General features: G+C 51.4%; 12 protein-coding genes. 4 read left to right on the top strand and 8 right to left on the bottom strand.

Going from position 1 to position 14095, the window contains the following annotated elements; translation table 11 throughout:
- Positions 1-21: 21 nt before the first annotated feature.
- From AB1I67_RS09120 to AB1I67_RS09110, 3 genes are read right to left on the bottom strand one after another with little or no spacing between them, the layout of a single operon-like run.
- Complete coding sequence (locus AB1I67_RS09120) at positions 22-1059, bottom strand: alcohol dehydrogenase catalytic domain-containing protein (protein WP_367029567.1); 1038 nt, start codon at positions 1057-1059, stop codon at positions 22-24.
- A 24-nt stretch (positions 1060-1083) separates the two neighbouring features.
- On the bottom strand, positions 1084-1485 hold the full coding sequence (gene rbsD, locus AB1I67_RS09115; protein ID WP_367029566.1) for a D-ribose pyranase: 402 nt from the start codon (positions 1483-1485) through the stop codon (positions 1084-1086).
- A gap of 12 nt (positions 1486-1497) precedes the next feature.
- Complete coding sequence (locus tag AB1I67_RS09110; RefSeq protein WP_367029565.1) at positions 1498-2292, bottom strand: TIM barrel protein; 795 nt, start codon at positions 2290-2292, stop codon at positions 1498-1500.
- A 389-nt stretch (positions 2293-2681) separates the two neighbouring features.
- On the opposite strand from AB1I67_RS09110, the gene AB1I67_RS09105 reads away from it, so the two are divergent.
- Positions 2682-3737 carry a LacI family DNA-binding transcriptional regulator gene (locus tag AB1I67_RS09105; RefSeq protein WP_367029564.1) on the top strand — a complete coding sequence of 352 codons (1056 nt, stop codon included), beginning with the start codon at positions 2682-2684 and terminating at the stop codon, positions 3735-3737.
- Positions 3734-4648, top strand: coding sequence for a ribokinase (locus AB1I67_RS09100; protein WP_367029563.1), 915 nt, complete (start codon positions 3734-3736; stop codon positions 4646-4648). Before AB1I67_RS09105 ends, AB1I67_RS09100 begins: the two co-directional genes overlap by 4 nt.
- Positions 4649-4703: 55 nt before the next feature.
- On the opposite strand, the gene AB1I67_RS09095 is transcribed toward AB1I67_RS09100, so the two are convergent.
- Positions 4704-6962, bottom strand: coding sequence for a glycoside hydrolase family 3 N-terminal domain-containing protein (locus AB1I67_RS09095; RefSeq protein WP_367029562.1), 2259 nt, complete (start codon positions 6960-6962; stop codon positions 4704-4706).
- A 55-nt stretch (positions 6963-7017) separates the two neighbouring features.
- Entirely contained in the window at positions 7018-8475 is a 1458-nt protein-coding gene (locus AB1I67_RS09090; protein ID WP_367029561.1) for an MFS transporter, read from the bottom strand.
- Positions 8476-8746: 271 nt separating this feature from the next.
- Between AB1I67_RS09090 and AB1I67_RS09085 the strand changes: the two genes are divergently transcribed.
- Positions 8747-9958 (top strand): AraC family transcriptional regulator, encoded by a 1212-nt coding sequence (locus AB1I67_RS09085; RefSeq protein WP_367029560.1) that lies wholly within the window; start codon positions 8747-8749, stop codon positions 9956-9958.
- Here AB1I67_RS09085 and xrtK read toward each other — a convergent pair.
- The 3 genes from xrtK to AB1I67_RS09070 form a co-directional block, all read right to left on the bottom strand.
- Positions 9955-10761 carry an exosortase K gene (gene xrtK, locus AB1I67_RS09080; protein WP_367029559.1) on the bottom strand — a complete coding sequence of 269 codons (807 nt, stop codon included), beginning with the start codon at positions 10759-10761 and terminating at the stop codon, positions 9955-9957. The genes AB1I67_RS09085 and xrtK overlap by 4 nt on opposite strands.
- Before the next feature lie 19 nt (positions 10762-10780).
- Entirely contained in the window at positions 10781-11716 is a 936-nt protein-coding gene (locus tag AB1I67_RS09075) for a hypothetical protein (RefSeq protein ID WP_367029558.1), read from the bottom strand.
- Between the two features lie 98 nt (positions 11717-11814).
- Positions 11815-12525 carry a GntR family transcriptional regulator gene (locus tag AB1I67_RS09070; RefSeq protein ID WP_367029557.1) on the bottom strand — a complete coding sequence of 237 codons (711 nt, stop codon included), beginning with the start codon at positions 12523-12525 and terminating at the stop codon, positions 11815-11817.
- A 219-nt stretch (positions 12526-12744) separates the two neighbouring features.
- Here AB1I67_RS09070 and AB1I67_RS09065 point away from each other — a divergent pair, with 219 nt between their 5' ends.
- Positions 12745-14070 (top strand): extracellular solute-binding protein, encoded by a 1326-nt coding sequence (locus tag AB1I67_RS09065; protein WP_367029556.1) that lies wholly within the window; start codon positions 12745-12747, stop codon positions 14068-14070.
- The last annotated feature ends 25 nt before the right edge of the window (positions 14071-14095 follow it).

Here is a 14095-nt window from a genome sequence, read left to right as displayed (position 1 = left end):
CCTCCCTTATTTTCGTATGTTTCAAACCACCTGACGTTTTAAATCGATGAGCACTTCCACAGCTTCTCCCTTTTTCAGCAGCTCAATCCCCTCTGCCAGCTGTTCCAGAGAAAGCGTATGGGTGATCAGCTTTTCCAGCTCCAGGCTCCTGCTCTCCAGGATCTTTACAGCTACCGGGAACGATGCATTGGCAAGCCAGGTTCCATAAACGGTCACTTCCTTTGTGGTGATCTCGCTCTGGTTTACCACCGGACGGGCATTTTTGTTGACTCCGAACAGCAGCACCTTTCCTCCTTTGCGCACTACGCGGACGCATTCTTCCATCTGCGAACCAACTACGTCCACTGCATAGTCCGTGCCTATCCCGGTAATACGCTTCACAAACTCCGCCAGATCCTGTTCCAGCGGATCGATCACATAATCCGCACCACAGGCTTTCGCAAAATCCCGGCGGAGCCTGGACGTCTCCGACACAATGACGGGACCGGCACCGGAAGCCTTGAGCGCCTGACAGAACATCAGGCCGATCGGCCCGGCGCCGATGACTGTCACGCTCTCTCCCGGATTGACCCGGATCTTATTCATTCCATTCATCAGGCAGGCCAGCGGCTCTGCAAAAGCCGCCAGCTCTGCTGGAAGCTCCTGAGACACCTTAAAGGCAACCTTTTCACTCATACGGACATATTCTGCAAATCCACCGTCCGCGTCAATTCCCATGGCAATGATATGTTCGCATTCATTGGGCAGGTTCCTTTTGCAGTACTCACAGACCCCGCAATAATCATTGGGATTTACGATCACCCGGTCACCGGGTTTCATTGTCTTCACACCTTCGCCGGTCTGCACGACCCTGCCGATCAGCTCATGTCCCAGGATCGTTCCGGGCGTGGCCTGGTATGCAGGCGGCACCGACATGATATGGACATCCGTCCCGCAGATGGAACAAAGCTCCACTTCTACGATCAGGTCGTCCGGTTTTTGGATAACAGGGACCGGCACTTCTTTTATGCTCAGTACCCCTTCTCCTTCAAATACCGCTGCCCTCATCAATTTCTTCATCTCTCTGCACCTCTCTCTACCTTGTCAAAAAGAAACTCTGGATTCCAGGATCACATTAGAATATGCCGTACACTCCCCCGTCCGGATCACTGCCCGGCTCCCGGACGACAACCGTTTCAGTTCTTCGTGGGGAACCTCAAGAATCTGCACCGCTTCCTGTGCCAGACGTTTCGTCAGCCTCTCGTACATATCCCGGTTGCATCCTTTCAGTTCCTCCGCAATGACCGCTTTCTGTATGTCCAGTTCTCCCAAGACCACCTCCAGGACTTCCAAAAACCGGGGCACTCCGTAAGTTACCGCCAGGTCGATCTTTTGTACATTCCCAGGCACCGGCAGTCCGGCATCGCTGATCGTCAGCTGGTCAAAATGTCCCATATCTGCTATCAGATAGGACACCTCACTGTTTAAACACGCACTTTTCTTCATTCCTCAGACCCCTTAGATATCTCCAAATTCTTTTAATACTGTGCGGATCACCTGGCTGCTGGGGCCACAGTGCGGTTCAAACTCAAATCCAACCAGCCGGTCATACCCGGTCTCCGCCAGCGCTTTTAAGATATTGCGATAATTCAATTCCCCGGTTCCAGGCTCAAATCTTCCAGGAACATCTGCAATATGGAAATGCCCAAAATACTCGTGATACCTTTTAATAGAATCAATAATATTGCCCTCCATGATCTGCATATGATAAGCATCGTACAGCAGCTTTATGTTGGGACTGCCTGCCTTCTTTAACAGTTCAACAGCAGGTTTTGTGTGGCACAGGGAATATCCGCTGTGATCCACGATCGTGTTGAGCGGCTCGATCACTGCCGTCACGCCGGCCGCTTCCACCAAAGGAGCGATCCTTCTGAGCATGGCAAGACTGGCCGCTTCCTTTTCCTCGTCGCTGCATGGCCGGTCCATGGGCTTTACCGACCGGTCTTCCTGCATGATATCGCTCATCAGGAACATATTGACCGCCCCCAACTCCTTAGCAACCTCTATCCCTTTTACCACGCCTTCCAGGTAAAGCTCCGCATCTCGTTCATCCACCATACGTCCTTTAGAATTCCCCTGAAATGCCGCCAGCTTCATTCCGGTTTCATCTAATGCTTTTTTTATCGCCGGAATGTCTTTGTCATCCCAATTCCAGAATTCCACATATTCAAAACCATCTTCTTTTGCCTTACAGATACGGTCAATAAAATCGTACTCCGTGTAGATCATCTCGATACAGCATGAAAATTTCATTCGTATTCTTCCTCCTTTTTCAAATCATTAAAACGTTTTAATGGTTAAAATTTAAGTCATTTATGGCATATAAACGATAAATCCAAGGGGTTCAAACGTTTTATTTATACTACCATAAATGGCACCTCTTATAGGCACAATATACTATACAATCATAATCATGTCAATCCATTTTTGTAATTTATTCTATTTTTTCTCATATTAATTGTTCTAATTTGTCTATTTTTTATATTTTTATAAACAATTTAATTATTAAAAACTTTTAATAATTTCTCTTTTTGCTGCTTTTTCCATAATTTTACCGGCGCCCTATTGACCTTTTAATTCTCGTGTGCTACATTAAAATTATTCAATCGTTTTAATTAACTATGAGAGGAGGTGTGATTCCCATGAAGCGAACAACCATCAAAGATGTCGCCAAACTGGCAGGGGTATCCACTTCAACCGTTTCTCTGGTGCTGAATGAAAAACCGGTCCCCATCTCAGCTGCCACCCGCGCTGCTGTACTGGAAGCTGCCAATACGCTCAACTACCGTCCCAACCAACTGGCTGTGGGGCTTGTCACCAGTAAGAGCAACTCCATCGGGCTGATCATTCCGGATAATTCCAACCCATTTTTTGCCTCCCTGTCCAATTATATTGAAAAAGAGGCAAACCAGAATGGTTTTTCTGTCATTTTAGGGAATACCAACAATGACCCCAAGAGTACGCGCAACTATCTCCAGATCTTTGCTGACCACCAGGTTGACGGTATTATCCTTGCCCAGGCAGACTTTACAACGCCTGAGGAGAGTGAGGAATGTATGAAACTGATCCAGGAACTCAGAACACCTGTGGTATTGGTGGACCGCGTTTACAAGGATCTTAATATTGACTGCGTGCTGGTAGACCAGGTAGCTGCAGGCTATCTTGCCACTCATCACCTGCTTGAACTGGGACACCGGAAGATTGGCTGCGCTTCCGGTCCGCTGGGTCTTGGGAACTGTTCCAACCGGCTTGCAGGCTACAAGAAGGCCCTGGAGGAGTTCGGGATCGATTTCGATCCTGCCCTGGTGTATGAAGACAATCTCAACATCGAGTGTGGAATCCATGCCCTTCCCTCTCTGCTGGGACACAACGTCACCGCTATTTTCGCATTTAACGATCTGATCGCCTATGGTATCTACAAGGAATCCAGGAATTACAGCCTGAGTATCCCGGAAGATTTATCGGTAGTCGGACTGGATGACATCTTTCTATCAGAGATTATTCAGCCTCCTTTAACCACTGTGGCACAACCGATCGCACTGACTGCCGATATTGTGGTAAAAAAACTGCTGGATCTGATGCTTCCATCCTCCAGCCATGTCCACACCCCCAAGATACTCCAACCCACCTTAAAGGTCCGCGGCAGCACGCGCCGTATCCTGGCGGATTCCCCCACAAGGAAAGGAACCAGCCTATGAACATGATAAACTTCGGGTCACTGAACATTGACAAAGTCTATAATCTGCCACATTTTGTTTCGCCCGGCGAGACCGTACATTCCCAAAGCTATCAGGAGTATGCCGGAGGAAAAGGCTTAAACCAGTCCGTCGCCGCCTCGCGCGCCGGACTTACTGTGATCCACGCAGGTGCAGTGGGTTCTGACGGCATCTTTCTGTGCGGCACCTTAAAAGAAGCCGGGGTGGATACAGCCGGAATTCAGATCTTGGGGGAGACAAGCGGACATGCTGTCATTCAGGTCAACAGTCAGGGACAGAACTGCATCATCGTCCATGGAGGCGCCAATCAGAAGCTTACAGAGGGGTATATCGACAGGATGCTTTCATCTGCACGTGCAGGCGACATTGTCCTGCTGCAGAACGAAACGAACGCCGTGGATACTATCATGAAAAAAGCGGCAGAAAAGGGCTGCCAGGTGGCTTTCAATCCATCCCCGGTTCCGGATCATGCTGAGAGGCTGCCGCTTAACTGTGTCCGCTACTTTATTCTGAATGAACTGGAAGGCGCTGTTCTGGCAGGACTGCCAGCAGATACAGCGGATGGCCGCCGCATCCTGGAGGCTCTGACTCTTCGTTTCCCGCAGGCTGTTATTGTCCTGACCCTGGGTACCGACGGCGTACTCTGCCAGATGGACGGACAGCATTTTTACCATGCATGTTTTCACGTAGATGCTGTGGATACCACAGCCGCAGGGGATACGTTCTGCGGATACTTTTTAGCCGGTATCGGCAACGGCCTTTCTGTCCCCGACTGCCTGAGGAGGGCTTCCGCTGCTTCTGCCATTGCCGTGTCCCGCAAAGGAGCGGCACCTTCTATTCCAACTGACAGGGAAGTCCGTGAGTTTCTCACCGCAAGACAGGAAGCTTTTTAAAACGGGACAGCGGGGACGGTATTGCCGTCCCCGCTGTCTGTAGTATTGTTTTCTCTCACTTGATTGCGCTGCGTGTCCACTCCAGCCCAAACCCCAGCTCATAATAATTCCCATCCGCATCCCGGTAGGCATAAGCTTTTCCATTCTCATCCTTTAAGGATTCCGGCATATATCTGTCTTTATCATAGCCCGGCACATCATTTCTGGAAACACAGACCCCATCTGAATCCACCGCGATCACGTCGTCATTCTTAGGCAAAGTAATGGGCAGCTTGCCGCTGGGCAGCGCTTTTCCGGTGATGATATCCAGCACCGCCTCCGGACAGGTATCAAACCCAGCCAAAAGAGCATCCGCATAAGGCTCTGCATTGCCCAGAAGCCAGGCCAGGGTAAAGTTCACGCTGGTGATGACCCTGCCGCCCCGGCTGTGCAGATCCTGTGCGATCTCTTTCAATTTCCCGGCTCCGCACAGTGTGGTCTCCATATGGGTACCGGCTGCCGGTCTGCCCTCCTCATCCACATCCGGCACGCATTTATCCTGGCAGATATCCAGCTCCAGATATCCCTTCGTGGCATGGAAATAAGCGCCTGACGTGGGGCTTACGAAGAGGATTGCCAGATCCGCCTCATGGTAATCTTCTGTCAGCGTAAAACCGTATTGCTCCTGGACCAGTCTGCGAAGGGCGCTCGTCTCCTGATCTGCCTTTTCCTGTTCGGAGCGGAAGCTCTCCACGTAGGCCTTTCTTCCTCTGACTGTCTCTGCGCTCAGAGGAAGCAGCCCCTCCCGGTTCTTTAAAGGAACCACCGACTGTACGTGAACATGATAAGCATCGTTCCAATGCTTCTCCTCCGCCACCACCTTCGCCGCCTGCTGCGGGTCCCGGTAAGGATTCTCAAACATGCCAAGGGCGAATTTCTCTTCCAGGGTCCTCGCCACGGCACGGTTCAGCGCTTCCTCCGTCAGGACCAGCTGCTCTGCCCGGTATCCCTCCGGCGCCGGATGTCCCTGGGTGGTATAGTAGCCATTCTGCCCCCGCTCCCAGGCCTCCTTTGCGGAAAACACATCCAGGGAACCGCTGATGATGTCCACGCCGTTATTGACGGCAAGCGCGATCCGTTCCGGCACATCCAGCTCCTCCACGCCCCATGCCATCTTGTTGCTGATCCCAGAGTCACTGTTTACATAGCCTTCAAACCCCATCTGATCCCGCAGCAGATCCTGGATAAAGAACTGGTTAAATGCGAAGCCCCGCGCTTCCATAGGTACCGGCTGACCGCCCAGGTCATACTGGGTGCTGCTTTTCTCCCTGGACGGTTTTGCATAATATGGCATGATAGACGATGCCTTTTTATGGATCGCCGTCTGAAATGCCGGAAGATGATAGGTCCTCAGGCTGTCCTCTGTCTGATAGACATTCCACTGTCCCTGGACATAGTGGGGATCAAAACCATTTTCTCTGGCTCCCCCTCCCGGAAAATGCTTGATCGTCACCGCCACGCCGTCTCCGGTCACACCCTCGTCGCTTCCCTGGATGCCCGGGACTAAACGCTCCATGATCTGGCTGACCAGCTCAGGGTCTTCTCCAAAGGTACCATAGCTCCGCTGCCATCTGGGATCTGTCATCACGTCCGCCATGTACATGTAGCCTTTTCTCATACCGACCGCATTCCACTCCTGGCGGATGCATTCCGCAAAATCATCGATCAGCTCCGGCCCATTTCCTTTCACAGCCGCCGCAATGCCCATGGTCCCCGGCCAGGTGGCAAACACCCCCGCCGCGTCATTCATTCCAAAGACGATCTCCCCGTTTTCATTGCGGGAATTGGAGACCACCATCACAGGCAGGGCGTGGCCCACGCCCTCCGCCACCTGGTTTAACTGGTTGATCCAGTCTGCAAGATCCTCCGGCGCCGGATTCTGGCGCAGGATCAGATGGCGGATCCCCATGTTCTTCAAGGTATAGGTAGTTCCATAGGTCTTTTCAACATTGAAGATAGATTCGTCCCGCTCCACGATCTCCTCATTCAGCAGCCCGCTCTCATCTACCTTTTCTTTGTCCTCCTGGAAGATCCCCATCTTCCAGGAGTTCACGAACAGAAGCCCAAGCTTTTCCTCCACGGAAAGTTCCTCCGCCAGGGCCTTTGCGCGCTCTTTGGGACTTCTCCTCCAGTCCTTGTAGGCCGTGAGCCTTCCGTCACCAGTCAGATCCTTAAAATACTTCCCATCCCGCTCGATCACCGGACGGACCGTCACACCGATGGTTGGGCCGTCCTGGTTTTTATAATAACGGATATTGGATGTAGCTTTATTCATAATCTATTTTTCCTTTCCTCTCTTTCAATGTCCCCGCAGTCCGGTCCCCTTCGTCTCAGCCTTCCTGAGCCCGAAGCTTTCTCTGCTCCAGCTCATGCTGGATCTCGGCCATCTTCTCCCGGTCCAGATTGTACCAGCGCATAGCGATCACGGTGGCGATATGTCCCAGGATCGGCACGATGCAGAAGCAGATCATGATCGCCATGTTGAAGGTGTCGTTCACCGGCTCATTGGGGCGGATGACCACATTTCCCACTCCTGCCATGGTCAGTGCAAATCCCTGGATCAGCGCCGAGAAGGAGGATATGATCTTGTCAATGAAGGAGAACATGGTCCCCATCATGCCCGGCACAAAGCGGCCGCTGCGGTAGGTCTCGTAGTCTGTACAGTCGGCGATCATCGGGATAACCCCGGCATTTCCCATACTGGCACAGCACTTCTGCACCAGGAACATGCCAAGGAACAACGCCGGCATCTCCGGATCGGGCTTCACCACAAACATGACAGCCAGCATAACCATGGAGGTCCAGGTACCCACAAGGAAGGTGCGCTTTAAACCAAATTTCCTGGATACGAACACGCCTCCGATGGAGACCGCCACCAGCGGAGCGATCAGGATACTGGAAAAAACACCCTGCAGCTTGGAATCCAGGAGCATATTGGCAAATACATATGTCATGGTGCCGCTCATCAGAAGCTGTCCCAGCTTGTCTGTCGCCGCCGAGATGATCAGCATCTGGATCGGACGGTTGTGCATCACGATATCCTTGTAATCCTTAAAACCTACCTTCGGCTGGCTGCCGCCCTCGCCAAAGAATTCCGGGCGGTCTTTCTGGCTGATGCCGATGATCGCAAGGATAGTAAAAATAAAGGAAACCGCTGCCAGGATCAAGACTGCCTCTTTCCACATAGCCGGATTGATCATGCCCAGGCTCTTGCCGTTCTCTGCGATAAACTCACCTACCGAATACTTTTCCGCCAGGATCGTGGTGATCAGCATGGGCACCAGCGCACTTGCCATCTGGGTCAAAACACTGTCGAATCCGGAGAAGACCGGGCGCTGCTTCGGGTTGTTGGTCAGCACCGCCTGGCCCGCCTTGGTCACAACCGTCTGGCAGGTATAGCCGATGATATAGATAATGTAAAACAATGTTGTGTATAAATATTTCTGCTGGATACTCCACGTTGTGGGCGTGTTGAATATCACGATCAGGCTGGCCCAGATGATGATGTTGCCCACCAGCATATAGGGGCGGAATTTGCCGAAACGCCCGTTGGTCCGGTCCACTAAAAAGCCTACCAGCGGGTCTGTGACTGCGTCAAAAATACGGGTTGCCGTGGCAATGATCCCAATGATGGCTGCCGCCAGCCCCAACACATTCTGCGTGTAATAGGAATACTGCATCATCAGGAACATGGCGATGTTGGTCGCACAGTTGTTTAGAGAAAAGAACCCGATCTGCCACATTTTTGCATTGTTGTACTGTACTGCTGCTTTTGCTTGCTTTTCCATTTTACCTCTCCTAAAAATCCCTTGTTTACATGTTGCTGCCGGCTTTTGTAATTCTTATTTTAACACAGTTGCCTTTTAGGAGTTAGTATTATATAATACTGATTAGTAATATTTTGTCATAACTGATTCGTTTTTTTCTACATGGATCATATGGGATTTTTGTGCACTTTAATGAAAACTTTCAAGCAGAGAATACTGCGGCAGATTGCCGCACCGGGAAATGCCGGCGTGCCGGAAGGTACCCGGATCAGCCCCGGAGAAAAGGAGAAAAATGCTGCCCTGTCAGGAGAAGGCGGAACTGGCCGCCCGTTTTATCGAAGAACTGCTGGATATCCCGGTACAATTATGCCAGAAGGAACACACTGCCATTTCCACCTGTATGCGTCAGAACCAGCCGAATTTTCTGTTGGAGAATTTTTTGCCGTTCTTCACCCCGCAGATGACGGAATCACTCTGCATGAATGCGCTGTACCACGTTACGGACTATGCCGGACTGAATTATAACCTGCTCCTTTACGGGGACGGGGGCTTTGTCCTGATGACCGGTCCTTATTTGAGCGCCCCGCCGGATAAGGCATTCTGCGAAGGGATCCTGCAAAAAAACAGCCGCACCCTCTCCCTGCTGGTCCCGCTTTACCAGTTTTACCTCACCCTGCCGGTTGTGGGGAATTCCACTGTCATCTCCGCCTCCAGGACTGCAATAAAGACCATCAACCGGTACGCCGATGAGATCCCCTACCTCCATTTCCAGCCCTATTCCAACTACCGCCATGAGGTTGCCAACCTGTCTCCCGAGGGCGTGGATGAGGCTCAGATGGAGCTGATGGAGCACCGGTACTACTATGAGAACCTGATGCTGCAGGAGGTCCGCCAGGGCAATCAGGACCGGGCGCTGGCATACTTCCGTGAATTCCACCGCGCCGGACAGTCTATCAACCGGACGGCAGATCCTCTGCGCACCCGGAAAAACCTGTCATTTTCCTTAAACACCATGCTGCGCAAAAGTGTGGAGGAGGCAGGGATCCACCCGGTCTACTTAGATATCATTTCCTCCAATTTTGCCATGCTGATTGAGAATGCCGCGCGGGTCGAGGAGATCGGGGAGATCCAGTCCCATATGGTCAGCGCTTACAGCCGGTTTGTCCAGAAAAACCGGCTGGACCAGTATTCGCCCATGATCCGGCGGGCCATCACCTACATCCACATTCATCTGGCAGACACCCTGTCCCTCACACAGATCGCAGGCGGCATCCGGGTGAGCGCCTCCTACCTGTCCCGGACCTTCAACCAGGAAGCCGGCGAGTCCATCTCCTGCTACATCTCCAGAGCGCGTGTGGAGAAGGCCGCCGAGCTGCTGGCCTTCTCCTCCATGTCTGTGCAGAATATCGCTGCTTATGTAGGTTTTTCCGACTTGAATTATTTTAGCCGGTGTTTTAAGAAATATAAGAACGTAACGCCAACGGAATACCGGCGCGGATTTTAGACACGCCTCCCATTCCAAACCGCTGCAATCCCGCGCACCAGACACAAGATCACCGTGCAGACAGCCGCCACAAGCGCTGCAAACTCTGCAAACTGCCCCGGATTCTTCGCAAATGCCCCATGGAACAGGGGCAGCGCCAACACTACCAGAAAATACATCAACACCGGCAACGTCCAACCGCAATGTCTCCGCACTCCGCCCGTCATTCCTTCTGCCCCCTTCTCAGGACAGCTTTCCGTCATGTGGCTGGCAGCACGGTCAGCGATGCCAAAGATCACCAGCAGCGCCGTAAAATAGACGGCTACTCCGGTTATGGTATGCAGCCGCTCCGGGGTCAGCCAACCGCTCAATCCGCCCTTGCTTAAACCTGCTTCCGGACGAAATACCAGCTCCGGAACCCATATTGACAGCGCTATCCGGAACCCGTTCACAAAAACCGTTAGAAGCACAGATGCTGCCGCGCTCCCTGCCATCCAGAGGATTCTCCCCAGGGGAGTCCTCATTCGGTGGACAAAGGAAACTGCCAGCACCGCAAACACGATCATCAGGAACTGAACGCCTGAGCAGGACGGCGCAATAATAAAACGGATCGCGTGGTTGACATAACCAACCCCGGGCTCATAGACAAAAGCAGTCCCGCTCAAAAGCCTCACCCACCATGCGGTGGGAGCCAGAATCCAGCGCAGGGCGCTGCTGTCCGCCCTGCTGTAGTACAGTTTCATTCCAAGTACGGCCAACACAGTGAGGATATGGTATCCCCAGCATCGTTTTGCCGCAGCATCCTTCACAGAACACACCGTCATATCATACTGCTCCTTTTTCTCAGCTGCGTTTTCCACGCTTCCCGCGCAGCCCGCACACCAACATCAGAACCGCCGCAAAGGCAAACAGCCATGTCCCCGGTTCGGAACCTGTTGTATATCCGCCGACTGCAAAATTCGATACATTGTGGGGCAGTACCTGGGGCTGTTCCACTTCCGTGCTGCTCCCGTCCGGGTTGCGCACCTTTTCCGACACTGCCACGAAGGAAGTATAGGGCGTCATCATACTGTAGTTTAAACCCAGCCAGGTCACTTCTTCTTTCACATCCTCCTGATTCGGGCTGCCGCTTCCATAGTCCGTAAGCTGTTCCACCCGCTTACGCGCCCACAGGTAACGGATTGCGTCGTTGACCGCCAGGGACTTCACCTGGGATACGTCTATCTCCTGTTCATAATCTTTACCGCCAGTCTTGCCGGTGATCCGGATCGTTCCCGCAGGCTCTCCCTTCCATTTCCCAAATATGGTCACTGGCCGCTGGGCAAACAGGGCAGGCACGGAGGACGGCTCTGTGTCATACACGTCAAACCCATCATAGGAAATCTGGATGTCCGTTAAAAGCGGCGTTTCTATATAGGTTTTAAAACGTCCCGCAGTCTCTTTCGCATCCTCAGAATCCGTCACCAGGAACGCTTCTCCCTGGCCTGCCTTTGCGATCCCTTCGATCAGATAGCGGTTGACGGAATCTCCGATACCAAAGGCAAAGAAACTGGTCGTATTAAGATTCCCGTCGATCAGATCGAAGATCTCTTTTTCTCCAGAAATATATCCGTCTGTAGCGATCACGATATTTCTCGTCATCTGTTCGGCCCGCGCAAGCCCGATCGCCTCGTTGAGAGCCGGGGCAAGTTCCGTTCCCCCTCCGCCGTTCTCCTGATCAATAAAATCAATGGCCCGCCGGATATTCTCACTGGTGGCCGGTACCGACTCCTGGGACATAAAGCTGGACGCTCCGCTGTAACTTATCTGCAGGCTTCAAGAATCTGTACCTCCGTTTCTTTAGTTTCAAGTTGTCTTGTATCAGGCTGTAACCACTCTCATCGCAGCTCTACCGTATAAGAAAAGAAGTCGCTGCGCACAACGCCGTCACTGTACTCGATCGGACGATCCTGGTCGTTATAGGCGACACGCGATTTCCACATAGTCATTTCACCAGGTGCAATCCTCAAAAGCTTAGCATCATCCTCTGACAGACAGATACCACGGATCGTCTCCAACGCGCGGGTAATGGTAATACCGTGTTTATAAAAGGTGTTATAAAGGCCATTTTTATCAATTTCCGCTCTTGATATCTCACCAAACATATCAAGAGGCAGATAAGTGGTATCTACTGCAAAGGGAGTATTTTCTGCATAAAACAGCCGCTTCACCTTAATCACGGAATCCTCTTCCCGGAGTTCCAGCTTGCTGCATACCTCACCGGCCGCCCGGATATGGGAATATTCCAGGATCTTCACGATACATTTCACCCCCCGTCTGCTCAGTTCCTCTCTCAGGCTGTAGGATTTGGACAAACGGTGGTCAAATGGCCTGTTTTTCACAAACGTGCCCCTTCCCTGCCTGCGGTAAACCTGTCCCCTCTGTTCCAGCACATCCAGCGCTTTGCGCACTGTCCCTCTGCTCACACCATATTCTTCTGCCAATTCACGCTCTGTGGGCAGACGAAATCCTTTTGACCATTCATCCGAGTTGATCTTCTCCAGAAACAAATTAAGTATTTCACTGTAACGGTAGACATTCGAATCCATATTTTTCTCCTCTATCACCTGACTTTACTACATTATATCATAAGATCATATAAATGTCTTTATTGTGTAATCTGTCAACGATCCATTGGATTTTCGCCAAACAAATAGTCATATTATCTTTTATTTAGGTTGTTATATTGACTTTCATTATGCATTATGCTAACATTGGTATATACCAATTGTGTGAGTAACAAAACCAACCCTAAAAAAGGAGGACAAATGATGCGAAAGATCACAAAACGAGTTACCAGTATTGCCTGCTGCCTTGCTATGGCAACTGCTACTGCGGCATGTGGAAACAGCGGCAAAAAGGAGGGCGCCCCGGACATAACAGCCGAGGCACCGGAGACTGAAAAAGAAGCAGAAACTGCAGTAAAAGCTGCAGATGGGGGTGAGATCACGGTCATGGTCCCGCCGTGGGCCGAGCCGTCACCGGAGCTTTTGAATTCCTTTACTGAAGATACCGGGATCAGGGTAACGATGAATATTGTCGGCTGGGATGATATCCGCAACAAAGTATCCATCGCCGCGGTAGGCAATAAAGCGCCTGCTGATGTCATTGAGGTTGACTGGTCATGGGTCGGCGAATTCGGAGCGGCAGGCTGGTTCGAGCCAATCATCTTGACAGATGAAGAAAAAGCAGGCATGCCAACAGCGGCCTCCTTCCAGTACGGGGATACCACCATTGCACTGCCCTACGCCAACGACTTCCGGTTAGGTTATTACAACAAAGAGCATTTCAGCAAAATCGGATTAGATCAAGCCCCCGATAACTGGGATGATATGATCGAAGCATGTAAAAAAATCAAGGCCGAAGGCATCTGTGAATACCCGCTGTCCTTTACGTTGTCTGCAACAGAAGCCGCAACTACCAGTCTCCTGTGGATGACCATCTCCAGGTATGGAGATTTCTTTAACAGCGATTTTACGGTTAACAGGGACAATGTTGTGACGGCATTGGAAAGTATCGATAAGATCGTAAAGGAGGATAAGCTGATCGATCCTGCCAGCCAGAACATGAAGGACGTGGAGGTGTATGAGAAAATAACATCCGATTCTGCAAGCTTCATGGTTGGTCCCACCTATTTTGTCGGAAGGATCAACAATCCGGAGTACTCAAGCGTCGTAGGCAAGCTTGTGCCGACGCTGATCCCCGGAAACGGCAGCACCGAGACCGCCACCTTTGCCCTTCCGGAAGGGATTGGTATCTCTAAGTTTTCAGAAAACAAAGAAGCCGCCCTCGCGTTTGTGAAGTGGTATACCTCTCCCGATATCCAGGTTCAGTTATATAATGAGCTGGGTAATATCCCCACAAGGACATCTGCACTTGAAAAACTGATCGATGACGGAATCCTGGAAAATGGCGAAGTGATGCTGAAACAGTCCGAATATATTGCCTCCCCATTCCCCGGAGGGATTCCTGCCTGGTATTCAGAGATGAGCAATGCCATATACAACAGCGTAAACCAGATGGTAACCGGAAGCCTGACGCCGGAACAGGCTTATGAAAAAATCTCTGCAAAAGTAAAGGAACTGAATCAATAAAAATAAGTGGGAACGCCATTTTCCA

The organism is Clostridium sp. AN503, assembly GCF_040719375.1.
Classification (GTDB): Bacteria; Bacillota; Clostridia; order Lachnospirales; family Lachnospiraceae; genus Brotaphodocola.
The sequence above is the reverse complement of the archived record's forward strand: the minus strand, read 5'-3'. Positions and strand labels throughout refer to the sequence as shown.

Excerpts from the sequence above, each read along its gene's own strand:
- AB1I67_RS09100 (WP_367029563.1), top strand. The coding sequence starts at position 3,734 with ATGAACATGATAAACTTCGGGTCACTGAACATTGACAAAGTCTATAAT.
- AB1I67_RS09090 (WP_367029561.1), bottom strand. The coding sequence starts at position 8,475 with ATGGAAAAGCAAGCAAAAGCAGCAGTACAGTACAACAATGCAAAAATG.
- xrtK (WP_367029559.1), bottom strand. The coding sequence starts at position 10,761 with ATGACGGTGTGTTCTGTGAAGGATGCTGCGGCAAAACGATGCTGGGGA.
- AB1I67_RS09120 (WP_367029567.1), bottom strand. The coding sequence starts at position 1,059 with ATGAAGAAATTGATGAGGGCAGCGGTATTTGAAGGAGAAGGGGTACTG.
- rbsD (WP_367029566.1), bottom strand. The coding sequence starts at position 1,485 with ATGAAGAAAAGTGCGTGTTTAAACAGTGAGGTGTCCTATCTGATAGCA.
- AB1I67_RS09065 (WP_367029556.1), top strand. The coding sequence starts at position 12,745 with ATGATGCGAAAGATCACAAAACGAGTTACCAGTATTGCCTGCTGCCTT.
- AB1I67_RS09085 (WP_367029560.1), top strand. The coding sequence starts at position 8,747 with ATGCTGCCCTGTCAGGAGAAGGCGGAACTGGCCGCCCGTTTTATCGAA.
- AB1I67_RS09105 (WP_367029564.1), top strand. The coding sequence starts at position 2,682 with ATGAAGCGAACAACCATCAAAGATGTCGCCAAACTGGCAGGGGTATCC.
- AB1I67_RS09075 (WP_367029558.1), bottom strand. The coding sequence starts at position 11,716 with ATGTCCCAGGAGTCGGTACCGGCCACCAGTGAGAATATCCGGCGGGCC.
- AB1I67_RS09070 (WP_367029557.1), bottom strand. The coding sequence starts at position 12,525 with ATGGATTCGAATGTCTACCGTTACAGTGAAATACTTAATTTGTTTCTG.
- AB1I67_RS09095 (WP_367029562.1), bottom strand. The coding sequence starts at position 6,962 with ATGAATAAAGCTACATCCAATATCCGTTATTATAAAAACCAGGACGGC.
- AB1I67_RS09110 (WP_367029565.1), bottom strand. The coding sequence starts at position 2,292 with ATGAAATTTTCATGCTGTATCGAGATGATCTACACGGAGTACGATTTT.